Raw genomic sequence first — 18,374 nt, 5'->3', positions numbered from 1 at the left:
TGGCTTAGAGCGGGTGCCGCAAGCCGTCGAATTAGGCTAGAATGCACGGCCTCTAAGCACACCCCTTCCTGAGGCTGTCCCGACGATGTTGATCCTGCGCGGCGCTCCTGCCCTTTCTGCCTTTCGCCACGGTAAATTACTCGAGCAACTGAGCCAGAAAGTCCCCGCTGTTACTGGTTTGTATGCCGAATTTGCCCACTTCGCCGACGTTGACGGCGAGCTGACCGCCGACCAGCAGCAGGTGCTGGGCCGTCTGCTCAAATACGGCCCGAGCGTGCCGGTACAGGAGCCGACCGGCCGCCTGTTCCTGGTCGTGCCGCGCCTGGGCACCATCTCGCCATGGGCCAGCAAGGCCAGCGACATCGCCCACAACTGCGGCCTGCAGTCGATCCAGCGCCTGGAGCGTGGCATCGCTTACTACGTGGCTGGCAACCTGAGCGACGCCGACGCCGAGCTGATCGCCGCCGAACTGCACGACCGCATGACCCAGCGCGTGCTGGCCAAGCTGGAGCAGGCGGCCGACCTGTTCAGCCACGCCCAGCCCAAGCCGATGACCTCGGTCGACATCCTCGAAGGTGGCCGCGACGCACTGGCGCAGGCCAACATCGACCTGGGCCTGGCCCTGGCCGAAGACGAGATCGACTACCTGGTCAATGCCTTCCAGGGCCTCAAGCGCAACCCGAACGACATCGAGCTGATGATGTTCGCCCAGGCCAACTCCGAGCACTGCCGCCACAAGATCTTCAACGCCAGCTGGGACATTGACGGCCAGGCGCAAGAGAAGAGCCTGTTCGGCATGATCAAGAATACCTACCAGATGCACAACGAAGGCGTGCTGTCCGCTTACAAGGACAACGCCTCGGTGATCGTCGGTTCGGTGGCCGGGCGCTTCTTCCCGAACCCTGAAACCCGCCAGTACGGCGCGGTGAAGGAGCCGGTGCACATCCTGATGAAGGTCGAGACGCACAACCACCCGACCGCCATCGCCCCGTTCTCCGGTGCCTCCACCGGCTCCGGCGGCGAAATCCGCGACGAAGGCGCGACCGGCCGTGGCGCCAAGCCGAAAGCCGGCCTGACCGGCTTCACCGTGTCCAACCTGCGCATTCCAGGCTTCGAGCAGCCTTGGGAGCAGGCCTACGGCAAGCCTGAGCGTATCGTCGACGCCCTCGACATCATGATCGAAGGCCCGCTGGGCGGCGCCGCGTTCAACAACGAATTCGGTCGCCCGGCCCTGACCGGCTACTTCCGTACCTTCGAGCAGGCCATCGACACCCCGCACGGTGAAGAAGTGCGCGGCTACCACAAGCCGATCATGCTTGCCGGTGGCATGGGCAACATCCGTGAAGACCATGTGCAGAAGGGCGAGATCACCGTCGGCGCCAAGCTGATCGTGCTCGGTGGCCCGGCCATGCTGATCGGCCTGGGCGGCGGCGCCGCTTCGTCGGTGGCCACCGGTGCCAGCTCGGCGGACCTGGACTTCGCCTCGGTACAGCGCGAAAACCCGGAAATGGAGCGCCGTTGCCAGGAGGTCATCGACCGCTGCTGGCAGCTGGGTGACAAGAACCCGATCGCCTTCATCCACGACGTCGGCGCCGGTGGTATCTCCAACGCCTTCCCGGAGCTGGTCAACGACGGTGGCCGCGGTGGCCGCTTCGAACTGCGCAATGTGCCCAACGACGAGCCGGGCATGGCCCCGCACGAAATCTGGAGCAACGAATCGCAAGAGCGTTACGTACTGGCCGTCAGCGCCGTCGATTTCGAGCGCTTCCAGGCCATCTGCGAACGCGAGCGTTGCCCGTTCGCCGTGGTCGGTGAAGCGACTGAAGAGCCGCACCTGACCGTCAGCGACAGCCACTTCGGCAACACCCCGGTGGACATGCCGCTCGACGTACTGCTGGGCAAGCCGCCACGCATGCACCGTTCGGTCACCCGCGAGGCCGAGCTGGGCGATGATTTCGACCCAAGCCAGCTGGACCTGGATAACGCCGTCCAGCGCGTGCTGAACCACCCGGCGGTGGCCAGCAAGAGCTTCCTGATCACCATCGGCGACCGCACCATCACCGGCCTGGTTGCCCGTGACCAGATGGTCGGCCCGTGGCAGGTCCCGGTGGCCGACTGCGCCGTCACCGCCACCAGCTTCGACGTCTACACCGGTGAAGCCATGGCCATGGGCGAGCGTACTCCGCTGGCACTGCTGGATGCCCCGGCTTCCGGGCGCATGGCGATCGGCGAGACCATCACCAACCTGGCCGCCTCGCGCATCGAGAAACTGTCCGACATCAAGCTGTCGGCCAACTGGATGTCCGCAGCCGGCCACCCGGGTGAAGACGCGCGCCTGTACGACACCGTCAAGGCTGTCGGCATGGAACTGTGCCCTGAGCTGGGCATTACCATTCCGGTCGGCAAAGACTCGATGTCGATGAAGACCAAGTGGAGCGAAGAGGGCGTCGAGAAGAGCGTCACCTCGCCGATGTCGCTGATCATCACCGGCTTTGCCCCGGTCACCGATATTCGCCAGACCCTGACCCCGCAGCTGCGCATGGACAAGGGCGAGACCGACCTGATCCTGATCGACCTGGGCCGCGGCAAGAACCGCATGGGCGCCTCGATCCTGGCCCAGACCTACGGCAAGATCGCTGCCCAGGCACCGGACGTCGACGACGCCGAAGACCTCAAGGCATTCTTTGCCGTGATCCAGGGCCTGAACGCCGATGGCCACCTGCTGGCCTACCACGACCGTTCCGACGGCGGCCTGCTGACCACCGTGCTGGAAATGGCCTTCGCCGGCCACTGCGGCCTCGACCTGCAACTCGACCCGCTGACCGACAGCAAGGCCGACGTCGCCGCCATCCTCTTCAACGAAGAGCTGGGCGCGGTCATCCAGGTTCGCCAGGATGCCACCCCGGACGTGCTGGCACAGTTCAGTGCTGCTGGCCTGGGCGAAGAGTGCGTCGCGGTGATCGGTAAGCCGATCAACAATGGCGAAGTCTCCATCAGCCTCAACGGCGAAGTGCTGTTCGACGACGACCGTCGCATGCTGCAGCGCCAGTGGGCCGAGACCAGCTACCAGATCCAGCGCCTGCGTGACAACGCCGACTGCGCCGATCAGGAATTCGACCTGCTGCTTGAGGAAGATAACCCGGGCCTGTCGGTCAAGCTGGGCTACGACGTCAACGACGACATTGCCGCGCCGTACATCAAGAAGGGCGTGCGCCCGCAAGTGGCGATCCTGCGTGAGCAGGGCGTCAATGGCCAGGTCGAGATGGCGGCCGCCTTCGACCGCGCAGGCTTCGCCGCCATCGACGTGCACATGAGCGACATCCTCGCCGGCCGCGTAGACTTCGAGGCCTTCAAGGGCCTGGTCGCCTGCGGTGGTTTCTCCTACGGTGACGTGCTCGGTGCCGGTGAGGGCTGGGCCAAGTCGGCGCTGTTCAACAGCCGCGCCCGCGATGCCTTCCAGGCCTTCTTCGAGCGTACCGACAGCTTCGCCCTGGGCGTTTGCAACGGTTGCCAGATGATGTCCAACCTGCATGAGCTGATCCCGGGCACCGAGCACTGGCCACACTTCGTGCGCAACCGCTCGGAGCAGTTCGAGGCACGCGTGGCCATGGTCGAGGTGCAGAAGTCCAACTCGATCTTCCTGCAGGGCATGGCCGGTTCGCGCATGCCGATCGCCATCGCCCACGGCGAAGGCCATGCCGAGTTCGCCAGCGAAGAGGCACTGCTGGCAGCCGACCTGTCCGGTTGTGTGGCCCTGCGCTACGTCGACAACCACGGCAAGGTCACCGAAGCCTACCCGGCCAACCCGAACGGCTCGCCGCGTGGTATCACCGGCCTGACCAGCCGCGACGGCCGCGTGACCATCATGATGCCGCACCCGGAGCGTATGTTCCGCGCCGTGCAGAACTCCTGGCGCCCGGATGAGTGGCAGGAAGACGCCGCGCTGATGCGTATGTTCCGCAACGCCCGCGTGTGGGTGAACTAAGGCGTGTACAAGCTCGCCTTCTTCGTCCCGGCTAGCCACGTTGAAGTGGTCAAGGCCGCCGTGTTCGCCGCCGGTGGCGGGCGTATCGGCGACTACGACCACTGCGCCTGGCAGACCCTGGGCCAGGGGCAGTTCCGCCCGTTGGACGGCAGCCAGCCGTTCCTCGGGCAGACTGGCCAGGTCGAGGTGGTCGAGGAGTGGAAGGTGGAGCTGGTGGTGGCCGACGACCTGATCGCTCAGGTCGTTGCTGCGCTCAAGCAGAGCCACCCGTACGAGACGCCGGCCTATGAGGTCTGGCGGCTCGAGGCGTTCTGACGGTTCAGCCGAAGGGAAACGCGTTGCTGATGATATCCGAAACGCTATTTGGGGCGTTTCGGAAGCTTTCTCCAAACACCCTCACTCTTTCCTGCTCTTCTCTTTCAAGTTGCGCCTGCAGCTCTGCCAGTTCACCGAGATTGCTGCCCAGGCGGATGTTGCGCCTTGAACGCTCGCGATCCATTGCCTCCCAAGCGGCGACGATGTCGTCATGCCAATCATCATCGTTGGGATGAAGGATGAAGCCCATCGCCACGGAAGCCGGGTCTCGCTCACTGTCGCCTTGCCAGTACTGGTACATCGATCGGCCAACCTCCTGCACCGCATGGGTAGCCAAATAGACTGCCAACTCATGAAATGGGTGGGTGTCGTGGTCTTTCGCCAACTGCGAGTGGGTCGGGTGCAAGCCAGCTATCTCGTTGGGATTGTGGCCTGAAAGCGTCTGAAACTCGTCAATACCGTCGCCTACCCATCCGAGTATGCCCTGAAGGGTGGTATTGATTGCATTCTGCAACAGCGTCAGGGGAAGCCCGGCTAGCCAACTGGCAGCCTGGTACAAACCAAACAGCGGATCTGCTGCCGCCTCGTCGCGCCATTCAAGATAGGTTTTTAGCCACGTAAGTGGTTTATCACTCTGATGTTCTTCAAGCAGTATCAGCAACACTTGCTCTGCTTCACTGCGATATCCCGGACTCGTGCGTTTGAAGTCGAGGGTTTTCACTTCGAAAAGAATCTTGCTCACAGGCTCGGCAATGCTGGCAATCACGTCCAGGCCGCCGAACATGCCGGTCACTACCGGCAAACCATGCTTGCACTCTGCTCGGGTAATCCAGGGTAATACGTCATGCTGCCTTTTGCGCAGGCACAGTTCGACGAAGTTTGAATGGGCGAAGTAATCCTCCAGTACATGCAGCGCCTCGCCGAAGTAGCGCCTTCCCTCGATGGTATTGCCCGCTTGCATGGCGTCTATCAGCTTTTCATGCATATAGCGTGCAGCGCTGGCAATGTAGGCAGGCATCGAGCGATGCGGGTCGACCTCCAGCAGTGCGTGGCCGTGGGTTACCAGGGGCTCGAAATCCTCATCGATGGCTTGCGGATCGCTCGCATCGGTGGCCGGATTCAGTGGGTTGTCGATATGCTCGGAGGGGCGATATACCCCCAGCATGTCTGGCTTTACGGTGTAGGCGCTGCGGCGTTCCGGCGTATCTTGCAGGTCGTGGAATTCTTTCAGTGCCAGAAGATCGACCAGTTGGGTCAGCGCATGGCGGGACAGAAGGGCCGGAAAGTTCTTGGGTGCGTCCGGATGGCGAACCAGCTTGGGGTCAAGCAGCTGGGAGAAATCCCGTAGCCAGTTGCCAAAATAGATGCTCCTGCGTTCTTCATCGGTGAAACCAATACTGGCCAATCCTTTTTCCAGGGATTCGTGGCCGAAAGAACCGGGTTTGCCCCCACCATCGCCGGCAGAGAACGGTTCTTTCTGGGGAGCAGGCTCAAGGTTCGGTCGGGTCAGGCGTATTTCGTCGCCCGCGAAAGTCGCGAACGCGGTGCCGTCTGCCGTCTTCGACCCACAGAAAAATATCATCGCGGCATAAGCGACCCCGTGACTTGGCCTTTCGGCTGGTTCCAGCGCAGGGGTATCAACGTCCTGCCTTATGATGCTGCTGAGGTATTCACCAAATGCCCTGATCATGGCGGCGTGCAAGTTGACGCTTTCGTAGTCATGGGTTCTTGCCTGCTCGATTGCAGCCTCGGACACCAGGATCGCGTGGGTGGTCTCGTCGAACCGGGCAGCTGCATCGGGCTGCGTTGCAACCTGATGCAGCGGGTTGGCGAGGTTCCCTTCATGCAGATCAGCCTGCAGTTTCAGGTAGACCTCAACAGGCACATCTGTGCCAAATGCGGACATGAACAGCGAGATAAACAGGCTTGTTTCGGTGTCCAGGGCAAAGGCACGAAGTTGCTCTAGCGCATGGGTACTTTCCAGAAGCGGGGTGTTGGCGTCGTTTTCAGGAGGCATGGGCGTCGTTCCATTCAGAGGTGAACGCCCAGCGTGATGGGGGGGCCAACCAGATAGCATCTTGCAGCTTTACCTGCGTAGGAATACCTCCCCTGCTGTGGACGCGGCCGGTGCTACCACAGGCTTGGCAACCAGTTTGCCGGCTACCAGCCCCACTTCGAACAGCACCCACATCGGCACCGCCAGCATGGTCTGCGAGAACACATCGGGTGGGGTAAGGATCATCCCTGCCACGAAGCACCCGACAATCACGTAGGGCCTGCTGCGCTGCAACGTGGCCACATCGGCCAGCCCTACCCACACCACGATGAAGGTCGCGACCGGGATCTCGAAGGCCAGGCCGAACGCCAGGAACAGCGCCAGGATGAAGTCCAGGTACTGGCTGATGTCGGTCATCATCGCCACGCCGTCCGGCGTCACGCTGGCAAAGAAGCCGAACATCATCGGGAATACCAGGTAGAACGCGAAGGCCATGCCGGCATAGAACAGCACGATGCTAGACACCAGCAACGGCAGGGCAATGCGCCGTTCGCGATGGTACAGCCCCGGAGCGAGAAAGCCCCAGGCCTGATGCAGCAACAGCGGCATGGCCACGAACAGCGCGCACATCGCCGTGAGCTTGAACGGCGTAAGGAAAGGTGAGGTGACGCTGGTGGCGATCATGCTGGCGCCTTCCGGCAGGAAGCGGCGCAGCGGCTCCGAGATCACGGTGTAAAGCTGCTGGGCAAAGGGGAACAGCCCGGCGAACACTACGGCCAGCAGCAACAGGCAGCGCACCAGGCGCTTGCGCAGGTCGCGCAGGTGGTCGGTCAAGGGCATGCGTGCTGCCGGGTCCAGGGCAATGCTCATGGAGTGCTCTCCCGGGCAACGGTGGCGGGCAGGGTGTCATTGGCCGGTTCCGCCTTGAGGCTGATGCCCTGACGGATTTCCTGCTCCAGGCGCTGCAAGGGCGCGCTGTCCAGATTGGGCATATCGATCTCCCGCTCCATCTGCGCACGCAAGCCATGTATCGCCCGGCGTGCCTGCCCCAGGCCACGGCCCAAGGTGCGCGCCGCGACCGGCAGCCGCTCCGGGCCAAGCACCAGCAGCGCGACGATACTTACCAGCAAGAGTTCGCTGAAGCCAATTTCGAACATCAGGCTTGGCGATCCGCGTGTGGCTGCTGCGCGGCCTGGGCAGTTACGGGTGGCTGTTGCTGCACTTGAGCGGCGCCTGGCGCGTTGACGTCATTGTCGCCGCCCATGGATTTGCGAAAGCCCTGGATCGCCTCGCCGACATCGCTGCCCAGGCCCTTGAGGCGCTTGGTGCCAAACAGCAGAAACACGATCAGCAGTACGATCACCAGTTGCCAGATTCCGATGCCACCCATTTCGAACACTCCTGTAAGGTCATGAAAGTGAAGGCCAATCCTGCCGTTTGCAGATGACGCCCACATGACTGCAAGGCTATTGCAACCTGGCTGCAACAACCCGCGTGTTGACTGGCGCTTTTCACCGGTTGAAAAGGAGCATGGGATGGGAGGCAGGCGGCAGCAGGGCGCGGCGCTGCTGATGGTGATGGTGGTGCTGGCCATGCTCGCCGCGGGCATGGCCTGGCTGGTGGAGGATGGGCGCCGCCAGGTGGACGAGGTGCAGCTGTTGCGCCAGCGCGTGCAGGTGCGAGCCATGGAGCAGGCTGGCCTGGCCTATGCCGAACAGGCTTTGCGTGACCCCGCCTGGCGGCTCAGCCCGTTGTTCTGGCAAGCCTTGCGCGGGCAGCCGTTGAAATACGATTTCGGTGCCGGGCAAGCGCAGTTGCGGGTGCGTGACCAGCACACCTGCTTCAACGTGAATGCGCTGCTGGGCGCCGATGGCGAGCGTGCCGAGCGCCAGCTGAAGCACCTGCTGGGCGACGACATGGCCGCCGAGCGCCTGGTCGATGCGCTGGCCGACTGGCTCGACAGTGACAGCAATGCCCGTCTGCAAGGCGCCGAAAGCGCCCAGTACCTGCGTCAGCAGCCGCCTCGTCTGGCAGCCAACCAGCCGATGCTCGATAGCAGCGAGCTGAACCTGCTGCTGCAACCTGACGCTACCCGCCATCGCCGTTACCCGATGCTGTGCGCCTTGCCGCAGACCTCCGGCTGGCGCCTGAATGCCAATGCCCTGGGGCTGGAGCACCTGCCGTTGCTCGATGCGCTGTATGAGGGGCGTTACTCGCGTTCGTTGCTCAGCCGCATTATCAGTGGGCGGCCGGCGTCGGGGTATGCAGATGCCTCGGCGTTGCGCCAGGCGCTGGGGGCGGTGGATGACGAGACGTTCGAACGGCTGAGCGAGGGGTTGCTGCTCAACAGTGGGCATTACCTGTTGCAGTTGTCGTTTGAGGAACAGGGCAGGTTAATGCGTAGCGAGTTCCAGGTAGAGGCGCTGGGGGTGGTGCAGTGGCATGCTCGGGTGCCGGCGCAGCAAGTGCGGGTGCGCAGTCGGGAGCCGATGATTTGGTGAGGCTGGAGATAGCTGGGGCTGCTTCGCAGCCCTTTCGCGACACAAGGCCGCTCCCACAGGGACAGCGCCTGATTCGAATGTGGCGCTGTAACCTGTGGGAGCGGCCTTGTGTCGCGAAAGGGCCGCAAAGCGGCCCCCATGCACGGAGCAATCAGGCGGTACCGATCTCCCCACCATCATCCCGCTGAATTACCACTGTCGTAGCCCGCGGTCTTACCTTGGCCCCGGCCGGGGTCGCATCGGTCGCCTTGTCGGTATAAGGCCAGTTATCCGGGTGCTGAATGTTGATGAACAAAGTCTTGTTGTCTGGCGTGAAGCTGATGCCCGTTACCTCGCAACCGTTCGGCCCGACGAAGAAGCGGCGCAGGGCCGTCTGGTTCTGGGCATTGATCGGCACCTGCTTGCCACTGGCATCCACCAGGTCGGTGGGGATCACCGCCAGCAGTTGATCGTTGGTGTAGTCGGTGAGCGTGGTTTCGCCATTATCGGTCTCGAACCACAGCACGCCACGGCTATCGAAACTCATGCCGTCAGGGCTGGCGAACTGGTTGAGTTCGGTCAGGCCCGAGCGGTTGATGTCGGCGGTACCGGCAGCGTTGGCGCCGAACACGAAGATGTCCCAGGTGAAGCTGAGCTGGTCGTCGCTGTCGTGCCAGCGGATGATGTGGCCGTGACGGTTCGGGCCGCGCGGGTTGGCTGCATCGACTTTTTCCGGGGTACGCGCGCTGTTGTTGGTCAGGGTCAGGTAGACGTCGCCATTGAGCGGGTTGACGGCAGTCCACTCGGGGCGGTCCATCGGCGTGGCACCCACGGCATCGCCGGCCCCCCGGGTGTTGAGGATGATGCCTGCCAGGTCACCGTACAGCGCGCCGAGTGTGCTGCCGGCGGAGGTGGCGGTGTTCACGTCGAGCAGCAGCCACACGCCAGTGCCGTCGGCATTGAAACGGGCGACGTACAGCTTGCCCTGATCGAGGTACTTGGCCCCGGTGGCCAGGCGGTCGGCCGGGTTGGCGTCGGCGGCATCCCATACTGCCGTGGACACCCACTTGTACAGGTATTCGTTGTTGGAATCGTCGCCCATGTACCAGACCAGCGGCTTGCCGACCACCGGTAGGCCCGGGCAGCAGCCTTCGTGGCGGAAGCGGCCGAGGGCCGTGCGCTTGGTGGCCAGGGTGCTGCTGTTGTACGGGTCGATCTCGACGATGTAGCCATAGGTGCTGGCTTCGTTGCGGTAGTCGTCGGTGGCGGTGGCACCTTTGACGGTCACGTCGAAGCGGGCGAATTCATCGGCCACTTCGCTGCTGTCACCGGCAGCGCTTTCCCACTTGTACTGGCCACTGGAGGTACCCACGCCGATGCGGCGCTGGTCTTCCGGGCGGGTACCCTTGTTGACGAAGATGCCTGGCCAGTTCTCTTCGCAGGTCAGGTAGGTGCCCCACGGGGTGTAGCCATTGCCGCAGTTGTTGTTGGTGCCGCGGCAGTGGGTGCCGTCGACCGAATACTTGGTCTTGACGTGGTCGGTGCCACGCAGCGGCCCGGTGATCTCCATGCGCGAAGCGGTGGTAAAGCGGCGGTTGAGCGGGTCGTTGTCGATTACCTGCCAGCGGCCGCTGACCTTCTGCAGGCGCACCACGCCAGCGCCATGGGCGTTGATTTCCTTGCGCACTTCTTCAGCCGGGCGCTTGCCGCTGGTATCGGTAGTCGGGCCGTTGGGGTGCAGGGCTGCGGTGTCGATGTACTCGAAGTTGATCGCCAGCAGGCCGTCTTCGGAGCTGCCGTTGATCGGGAAGAAGTGCATGCCGTCGTGGTGCATGCCCATGGCATTGGCCTGGTCGGTCGAGGTGTTGCTGCCGTCCGATTTCCACGGGTTGCCGTTGCTGTTCAGCGGTGTGCCCCAAGGGGCCAGGACATAGGCGCTGTAACCGGCGGCGACGACACAGGCATCGGTCCGCGAGCCAGGGATGGACTGGAAGCCCAGGGCCAGTTTCGGCTCTTCAGGCTCGGTCACCGGTGGCTCGGTCACGGGCGGCTGGGTGACCGGATCGTCATCAGAACCACCACTGCTGTCGAAGCAGCCGGTCAGGCCGGTACCGGCAATCATGGCGATGGCGGCTCCCAGGCTGCCGCGCATCACACTGCGACGGCTCAGGTATGCGTCCATGACGCTGGCCATCGGCAGGTTGCCGCTCTGGTTGCGGTCCAGGTTATCGCCGGTATCTCGACTCATCAGGGTGTCCTTATAGTGGCTGAGTTAGAGGAAACCGCGACTTTAGGGCGCTACTGTGATGATTCATTGGCAGAAATATTAACGGGTTTTTAAAACTGTAAGTTCTTATTGCAAAAGCAGACAGATCGATTTGGAATGATTGTCGGATTTTTGCCATTAAACTGTCATGCATACGCCGCAACATCCGGGGCCCAACGAGAACTCGGATAAGGATGGCGGGCCCGATGGCAAGCAGTGTGAACAGGCGCGAATTGATCAGCTGGATGGGTGTCGGTGCGCTGGCACCGCTGCTCGGCGCCTGCTCTGCCTTGCCAGGCCAACGTGGCGGCAGCGCCCGTGTGGACTTGCTGTATGTCGCCGACACGCTGGATGCGCGCCAGCCCGGCCTGCCGGTAGTGCCGGCCACGCGCCTGGGCCCGGTCAGCCACCTGGGCCGGGCACCGTGGATGACCGGAGCCAGTGCCAGCCTGGCACACCCGCAGCTGGCACCGTTGCTCGATGCCAACCAGGCGGCGGGCGTCAAGGTGGGCGGCTACGCCGTGCTGGGGGCGCTGCTGGAGCAACTGCGTAGCGAAGCCGGGGCGGGCAACAGCCTCACCCTGGAGAACGGTCAGGGCTGGAACGGCAGTGGCCTGGCCTATCTCACCCAGGGCGAAAGCGGCGTGCAGGGCAGCCAGTTGCTGGGCAGCGAAGCGCGGGTGAGCAGCGATGAGCGTGTGCTCTGGCCTCAGCGCAGCGCAGCGCTCTACCACCAGTCTTCCGCCATCACCCTCGGCGCCGGGCTCGCGGACGATCAGCGCAAGTCGTTGAGCCTTGAGCCGCTGCATATCTTCGAGCGCGGTGGTGCGCGCATCGCCGTGGTGGGTGTCACCGACCCCTACGCCCAAGACCAGAAGGCCTCCCTCAAACAGTGGTACCAATCCTTGCTGCCGACCTTCGAGCAGGCGCGGCGCGAAGGCGACCTGGTCGTGGCGATGGCCGATGTCGGTACCGGGCCGGGCCTGTGGCTGGCCGAGCGGCTGGCTGAAGTCGACGTACTGCTCTGTGCCCGCGGCCAGGACCTGTGGCCGGCACCGGTGCAAGCCACCCAGGCCAGTGGCCGTCGGGTGCCAGTGCTGTTTGCCGGCTGCCGCGGCAGTGGCGCATTCCGCCTGCGTTGCCAGCAGGTCGCCGGGCAATGGCAGTTCGACGGGCAGTTCTTCCCGGCCTTTGAACGCTACCTGTCACCAGCTGCACAAATGCGCGCCAGCCAGTTGCAGGGTGAACTGCGCCAGCAACGTGCCGGCCACGCGGCGTGGCTCGACCAGCCACTGGCGCGCGCACCGCAGGCGCTGTGGCGTCGAGACACCCGTGGCGGCAGCTGGGATCGCTTGCTGCACCAGGCCTTGGCCGATGACAGCAGCATGCCGGTGCTGCTGCCGGGCCTGCGCTATGACTACCCCTTGGCGGCAGGCGAAGCGATTACCCGCGAGCACCTGATCAGCCTGACCGGTGGCTACCCGGCGCCGGTGGTCGAGGCCCCGGCCCGGCAAGTCGAACAAGTGCTGGAGAACGCTGCCGAGCAACTGTTCGGTGACCCACTGCTGCTTGACAACAGCCAGGACCTGCCGCGCTGGCAGGGCCAGGCCTGGCGGGTCAGTTACAGCCCGCAAGGCAAGCGCGTCAGCGGTATCGACCCGATGCAGGGCCTGTGCCGTACCTTTGGCCTGCAATTCGAAACCCAGGCGGGCGAACCGCTGTGGCAGCGGGTCGAGGCCTGGCTGGTGCGGCAGAAGGCCGATTGGCAATTGGCATCGCTGCAACTGCCCGAGGTGCGCTACGTGCAGGGCCACCCAGGCTGGCATCCGCGGCAGGCCGTTTCGTGAGCCTGGCTTCACGCGTGATGACCGGCGGCCTGCTGACGCTGGCCGGCTGGCTGGCCGCCCAGTGCGTGCTGCAGCTGGGACGCCAGCCGCAACCGGCCAGCCCGGCGCAGGGCGCCGCTCTGCCACTGCCTGGCCTACTGATCGGTCACTGGCAGCCTGCGGTCGATGACGGCGCGATCGCCATCACCCGCCTGCCGTTGCAGTACCTCGGCGGCCTCAAGGCCCAGCCGTTGTCGGCCAGCGTAGTGGTGCTGCGCTACGGCCAGCAGGTCCGCACCCTCGGCCGTGGTCAACGCCTGGCGCCGGGCATCGTATTGCAGGACATCGACGCCGATGGCCTGATTTTCGACAACCAGGGGCGGCGCGAACGCCTGCCCTGGCCGCCACGCCCTGCCGTGACCGGCTTCAAGCGGCAAGGATGAATGATGTTCGCCAGATACTGCGTGGCCGCAGCCTTGAGCCTGGGCCTGTCAATGGCTTGGGCAGAAGAGCCGGAAACCTTCGATGACAACGGCACGCCGGTGTACGAGGTGAACTTCGTCGACACCGAGCTGGGCGAGTTCATCGACAGCGTGTCGCGCATCACTGGCACCACCTTCATCGTCGACCCGCGGGTCAAGGGCAAGGTCACCGTGCGCACCGTCGATCGCCACGACGCCGATGCCATCTACGACATCTTTCTCGCCCAGCTACGTGCCCAGGGCTATGCCGCCGTCGACCTGCCCAACGGCAGCGTGAAGATCGTCCCCGACCAGGCCGCGCGCCTGGAACCGGTGCCGGTCGAACCCGCGGGTAAACAGAGCCAGGGCAGCGATGGCGTGGCCACCCGGGTATTCAATGTGCGCAATGCCGCCAGCGAGCAGATGCTCGGCATCCTCAAGCCGCTGATCGACCCCCGCGTCGGTGTGATCACGCCCTATCCGGCAGCCAACCTGCTGGTGGTCACCGACTGGCGCAGCAACCTCGAACGCATCGACAGCCTGCTGCGCCAGCTGGACCAGGTGAGCGACGAGCCGCTGCAGGTAATGCCGTTGCGCCATGCCAGCGCTGCCGACACCGCGCAGCTGCTGACCCGCTTGCTGGCCCGCGAGCAGGGCGCCGACAGCACCCAGGTGGTCGCCGATCCGCGCAGCAATGCCTTGCTGGTACGTGGCAGCACCGAGCGGGTGCGGGCGTTGCTCGGCCAGCTCGACCGCCCCAGCGAAAACCAGCACAACAGCAACACCCAGGTCATGTACCTGCGCCACGCCAATGCCGCCGAAGTGGTCAAGGTGCTGCGCGGCCTCAGCCAGGAAGGCGCGGTGCCCGGCGAAGCGGCTGGCGAAGGGGAGGGCAAGGACCGGCCGGTGATGGCGGCTGCCAGCGACTCCGGCATCCGCCTGGAATACGAAGAGGGCACCAACGCCGTGGTCATGGTCGGCCCCGACAGCGAACTCGCGGCCTACCGCTCGATCGTCGAGCAGCTGGACATCCGCCGTGCCCAGGTGGTGGTCGAGGCGATCATCGCCGAGGTGTCCGATATCCAGGCCCAGGAACTGGGCGTGCAGTGGCTGTTCGCCGACGAGAAGTTCGGCGCCGGTATCGTCAACTTTGGCAGCAACGGGGTGAACATCGCCAACATCGCCGGCGCTGCCGCCAGTGGCGACAGCGAGGCGCTGGGCGACCTGCTGTCGTCCACCACCGGTGCCACGGCCGGCTTTGGCCATATCGGCGGTGGTTTCAACTTCGCCATGCTGATCAACGCACTCAAGGGCAAGAGCGGCTTCAACCTGCTGTCGACGCCGACGCTGCTGACCCTGGATAACGCCGAGGCGTCGATCCTGGTTGGCCAGGAAGTGCCATTCGTGACCGGCTCGGTGACCCAGAACAATGCCAACCCCTACCAGACCATCGAGCGCAAGGAAGTCGGCGTGAAGCTGCGCATCAAGCCGCAGATCAACGTCGACAACAGCGTACGCCTGGACATCGTCCAGGAGGTTTCGTCGATTGCCGACTCCCGCGCCGCCAGCGACGTGATCACCAACAAGCGCGAGATCAAGACCAAGGTCATGGTCGAGGACAATGGCCTGGTCATCCTTGGCGGCCTGATCAGCGACGAACTCAGCACCAGCGACCAGCGCGTGCCGCTGCTCGGTGACATTCCCTACCTGGGCCGGCTGTTCCGTTCCGACGCCAGCAAGAACACCAAGCAGAACCTGATGGTATTCATTCGCCCGCGCATCCTGCGCGACGGCCCGAGCCTGGCGCGCCTCAGCGAGGACAAGTACCGCACCCTGCAGCAGACCACGCCGCTGCAGTTGCCCGACCTGGCCGAAGGCACCCCGTTGCTGCAGGTGTTCCCCGCCAGCCGCGCACGCCTCGAAGGCGGCAACTGGTGATGCTGCCCTATCGCCTGGCTCGCCAGGCCGGGCTGGCCATGGCCCCGGCCGAAGAAGGCTGGCGCCTGTGGTTGCGTCGCGACGCCGACAGCGCCCAGTTGCAGGAACTGCTACGCGTGCATGGCCGGCCCATGGCGCTTGAATACCTGGAACCTGCAGCGTTCGATGAGCGCCTTGGCCAGCTCTATGAGGCGGGTGCGGGCGCGACTGAAGCGCTGATCGAAGGCATTGGCGAACAGGTCGACCTGGACAGCCTGATGAGCGAGATGCCGCGCATCGAGGACCTGCTCGAAAGCGACGACGAAGCCCCGGTGATCCGCCTGATCAACGGCCTTTTCGGCCAGGCGCTGCGCCTGCGTGCGTCGGACATCCATATCGAAACCTTCGAGCAGAGCCTGGTGGTACGCTTGCGCGTCGATGGCCACTTGCGCGAAGTGCTACGCCCGCCACGGGCACTGTCGGCGATGCTGGTGTCGCGGATCAAGGTCATGGCGCGGCTGGACATCGCCGAAAAGCGCCAGCCCCAGGATGGCCGCATCACCTTGCGCGCGGCTGGCAGGGAAGTGGACGTGCGGGTGTCGACGTTGCCTGGGATTCATGGCGAGCGCGTGGTGATGCGGGTGCTCGACAAACAGGCCAGCCTGCTGGCACTGGCCAACCTGGGCATGCCTGCCGCCGTGCTGCAGGGCCTGCGCAGCTGCCTGGCGCGCCCCAACGGTATTGTCCTGTCCACCGGCCCGACCGGTTCGGGCAAGACCACCACGCTGTACGCCAGCCTCAACAGCCTGAACGATGGCAGCCGCAACATCCTCACCGTCGAAGACCCGGTCGAATACGCCATCGCCGGCATCGGCCAGACTGCCATCAACCCGCGTGCCGGGCTGACCTTCGCCAGCGGCCTGCGCGCCATCCTGCGCCAGGACCCGGACGTGATCATGCTCGGGGAAATCCGCGATCAGGAAACCGCGCAGATTGCCGTGCAAGCCAGCCTCACCGGCCACCTTGTGCTGTCGACGCTGCACACCAACAGCGCAGTGGGCGCTGTCACGCGCTTGCGCGACATGGGCATAGAACCGTTCCTGATCGCCTCGTGCCTGCGCGGGGTACTGGCCCAGCGCCTGGTCAGGCGGCTGTGCCCTTGCGCGGTCGCACAGCCGTTGCAGCCGGCAGAGCGTGCCTTGTGGCCGGAGCTGGCGGCGCTGCACCGCAGCTATCACGCGGTCGGTTGCGAGCAGTGCCAGGGCAGTGGTTATGTCGGGCGCCTGGGGCTCTACGAATTCATCGAGCTGGACGCCGGCCTGGTCGGCCTGCTGTACGACGGCGCCAGCGAACTGGCCATGCAGGGCTACCTGGCCGAGCGCAGGCAAAGCCTGGTGGCGATGGCCAGCGACTGCCTGGCCCGTGGCGAAACCAGCCTCGCCGAAGTGCTGCGCGTGGTGCAGGGCTGACCGATGCCGACTTTCCGTTACCAGGCCGTCGACCTCGCCGGCAAGACCCACAAGGCCAGCCTGCAGGCCGACAGCGAACGCCATGCGCGCCAGTTGCTGCGCGAGCAGGGCTTGTTCCCCCGCCAGCTGCAGCGCCGCGAGACCGGCAGCCGCCAGCCGCGCCGTCAGCGCCTGAGCCGTGCCCAGCTGTGCGAGCTGACCCGCCAGCTGGCGACCCTGACCGGTGCCGGTATTCCGCTGGTGGATGCGCTGGCCACCCTCGAACGGCAGCTGCGCGAGCCGGCCCTGCATGGCGTGCTGGTAGCCCTGCGCGGCTCGCTTGCCGAGGGCCTGGGGCTGGCCCGTAGCCTCGCCCGCCAAGGGGCGCCCTTCACCGGTTTGTACTGCGCGCTGGTCGAGGCTGGCGAGCGCTCCGGGCGCCTGGCCCAGGTGCTGACCCGCCTGGCCGATCACCTCGAACAGGTGCAGCGCCAGCAGCACAAGGCGCGCACCGCGCTGATCTACCCCTGCGTACTGATGGGCGTGTCGCTGGCAGTGGTGGTTGGCCTGATGACCTTCGTCGTGCCCAAGCTCACCGAACAATTCGCCCACGCCGGGCAGAGCCTGCCGCTGATCACCTCGCTGCTGATCGGCCTGAGCCAGGGCCTGGTGCAGGCCGGCCCCTGGCTGCTGGGGTTGGCGCTGGTCGCCGGCCTGCTGGGCAGCTGGCTGCTGCGCAAGCCGCATTGGTGCCGGCGCCGCGATGAACTGCTGCTGCGCCTGCCGCGTATCGGCGTGCTGCTGCAGGTACTGGAAAGCGCCCGCCTGGCGCGCAGCCTGGCAATCCTCACCAGCAGTGGCGTGGCCCTGCTCGAAGCCCTGCAGGTGGCCACCGAAACGGTCGGCAACCGACGCATTCGCCTGGCCATGGAGCAGGTGCGCCAGCAGGTGCAGGGCGGCACCAGCCTGCACCGCGCCCTGGATGCCAGCCAGCAGTTTCCGCCGTTGCTGGTGAACATGGTCGGCAGCGGCGAGGCCAGCGGCACCCTGGCCGACATGCTCGAACGCGTGGCCGACGACCAGGAGCGCGGCTTCGCCCGCCAAGTGGACACCGCCATGGCGCTCTTCGAACCCCTGATGATCCTGGTGATGGGCGCCGTGGTGCTGTTCATCGTGCTGGCGGTGCTGTTACCGATCATGCAACTCAACCAGGGCCTGCAACTGTGAACACAAGGAGTCCTTCCATGCAGCATCGACGCAACCGCCAACGCGGCTTCACCCTGATGGAAATCATGGTGGTGATCTTCATCATCGGCCTGCTGATCGCCGTGGTCGCGCCCAGCGTGCTGGGCAACCAGGACAAGGCCATGAAGCAGAAGGTCATGGCCGACCTGGCGACCCTGGAGCAGGCGCTGGACATGTACCGCCTGGACAACCTGCGCTTCCCCAGCAACGAACAGGGCCTGGCCGCGCTGGTGAAAAAGCCGACCCAGGACCCGCTGCCACGCAGCTGGCGCAGCGACGGCTATGTGCGCCGCCTGCCGGAAGACCCATGGGGTACCCCGTACCAGTACCGCATGCCCGGTGAGCATGGGCGGGTCGATGTGTATTCGCTGGGTGCCGATGGCGTACCGGGTGGCGAAGGCCAGGATGCCGACCTGGGCAACTGGGCCCTCTAGA

Annotated in this window: 14 protein-coding genes; 9 read left to right on the top strand and 5 right to left on the bottom strand. The window is 64.9% G+C overall.

Features of this window, described 5'->3' with window-relative positions; translation table 11 throughout:
• The first annotated feature begins 85 nt into the window (after positions 1-85).
• Together purL and C2H86_RS06320 are read left to right on the top strand one after the other, a co-directional pair.
• A complete protein-coding gene (gene purL, locus C2H86_RS06325; RefSeq protein ID WP_159411868.1) occupies positions 86-3,985 on the top strand; it encodes a phosphoribosylformylglycinamidine synthase in 3,900 nt (1,299 codons plus the stop codon).
• A 3-nt stretch (positions 3,986-3,988) separates the two neighbouring features.
• Positions 3,989-4,300 carry an NGG1p interacting factor NIF3 gene (locus C2H86_RS06320; protein WP_159411867.1) on the top strand — a complete coding sequence of 104 codons (312 nt, stop codon included), beginning with the start codon at positions 3,989-3,991 and terminating at the stop codon, positions 4,298-4,300.
• A 4-nt stretch (positions 4,301-4,304) separates the two neighbouring features.
• On the opposite strand, the gene C2H86_RS06315 is transcribed toward C2H86_RS06320, so the two are convergent.
• The 4 genes from C2H86_RS06315 to tatA all read right to left on the bottom strand — a co-directional run bounded on the left by C2H86_RS06315 (position 4,305) and on the right by tatA (position 7,686).
• Positions 4,305-6,317, bottom strand: a complete 2,013-nt coding sequence (locus tag C2H86_RS06315) for an HET-C-related protein (RefSeq protein WP_159411866.1) — start codon at positions 6,315-6,317, stop codon at positions 4,305-4,307.
• Positions 6,318-6,386: 69 nt separating this feature from the next.
• Complete coding sequence (gene tatC / locus C2H86_RS06310; protein ID WP_159411865.1) at positions 6,387-7,166, bottom strand: twin-arginine translocase subunit TatC; 780 nt, start codon at positions 7,164-7,166, stop codon at positions 6,387-6,389.
• Positions 7,163-7,453: a Sec-independent protein translocase protein TatB gene (gene tatB, locus C2H86_RS06305; protein WP_159411864.1), complete on the bottom strand. Its 291-nt coding sequence runs from the start codon at positions 7,451-7,453 to the stop codon at positions 7,163-7,165. Before tatB ends, tatC begins: the two co-directional genes overlap by 4 nt.
• On the bottom strand, positions 7,453-7,686 hold the full coding sequence (gene tatA / locus C2H86_RS06300; RefSeq protein ID WP_159411863.1) for a twin-arginine translocase TatA/TatE family subunit: 234 nt from the start codon (positions 7,684-7,686) through the stop codon (positions 7,453-7,455). Before tatA ends, tatB begins: the two co-directional genes overlap by 1 nt.
• 145 nt (positions 7,687-7,831) lie before the next feature.
• Here tatA and gspK point away from each other — a divergent pair, with 145 nt between their 5' ends.
• Positions 7,832-8,797, top strand: a complete 966-nt coding sequence (gene gspK, locus C2H86_RS06295; protein ID WP_159411862.1) for a type II secretion system minor pseudopilin GspK — start codon at positions 7,832-7,834, stop codon at positions 8,795-8,797.
• Between the two features lie 151 nt (positions 8,798-8,948).
• Here the strand turns inward: gspK and C2H86_RS06290 are convergent, their stop codons facing one another.
• Positions 8,949-11,024 carry a PhoX family protein gene (locus C2H86_RS06290; protein WP_159411861.1) on the bottom strand — a complete coding sequence of 692 codons (2,076 nt, stop codon included), beginning with the start codon at positions 11,022-11,024 and terminating at the stop codon, positions 8,949-8,951.
• A gap of 224 nt (positions 11,025-11,248) precedes the next feature.
• On the opposite strand from C2H86_RS06290, the gene C2H86_RS06285 reads away from it, so the two are divergent.
• Genes C2H86_RS06285 through gspG form a run of 6 tightly spaced genes read left to right on the top strand, consistent with a single transcriptional unit; the run spans position 11,249 to position 18,373 of the window.
• Positions 11,249-12,889 (top strand): lipoprotein UxpA, encoded by a 1,641-nt coding sequence (locus C2H86_RS06285; protein WP_159411860.1) that lies wholly within the window; start codon positions 11,249-11,251, stop codon positions 12,887-12,889.
• Positions 12,886-13,311 carry a pilus assembly protein PilZ gene (locus tag C2H86_RS06280; RefSeq protein WP_159411859.1) on the top strand — a complete coding sequence of 142 codons (426 nt, stop codon included), beginning with the start codon at positions 12,886-12,888 and terminating at the stop codon, positions 13,309-13,311. Before C2H86_RS06285 ends, C2H86_RS06280 begins: the two co-directional genes overlap by 4 nt.
• A gap of 21 nt (positions 13,312-13,332) precedes the next feature.
• Complete coding sequence (gene gspD / locus C2H86_RS06275) at positions 13,333-15,267, top strand: type II secretion system secretin GspD (RefSeq protein WP_430738580.1); 1,935 nt, start codon at positions 13,333-13,335, stop codon at positions 15,265-15,267.
• Positions 15,267-16,715 (top strand): GspE/PulE family protein, encoded by a 1,449-nt coding sequence (locus C2H86_RS06270; RefSeq protein WP_159413064.1) that lies wholly within the window; start codon positions 15,267-15,269, stop codon positions 16,713-16,715. Before gspD ends, C2H86_RS06270 begins: the two co-directional genes overlap by 1 nt.
• Before the next feature lie 3 nt (positions 16,716-16,718).
• Positions 16,719-17,921, top strand: coding sequence for a type II secretion system inner membrane protein GspF (gene gspF / locus C2H86_RS06265; protein ID WP_159411857.1), 1,203 nt, complete (start codon positions 16,719-16,721; stop codon positions 17,919-17,921).
• Between the two features lie 17 nt (positions 17,922-17,938).
• Positions 17,939-18,373: a type II secretion system major pseudopilin GspG gene (gene gspG / locus C2H86_RS06260; protein ID WP_159411856.1), complete on the top strand. Its 435-nt coding sequence runs from the start codon at positions 17,939-17,941 to the stop codon at positions 18,371-18,373.
• Position 18,374: the final 1 nt, after the last annotated feature.

Origin of the sequence: Pseudomonas putida (assembly GCF_009883635.2) — a bacterium.
In the GTDB taxonomy this organism is placed as follows: Bacteria; Pseudomonadota; Gammaproteobacteria; order Pseudomonadales; family Pseudomonadaceae; genus Aquipseudomonas; species Aquipseudomonas putida_W.
This window is presented reverse-complemented; position numbering and strand designations above follow the sequence as displayed.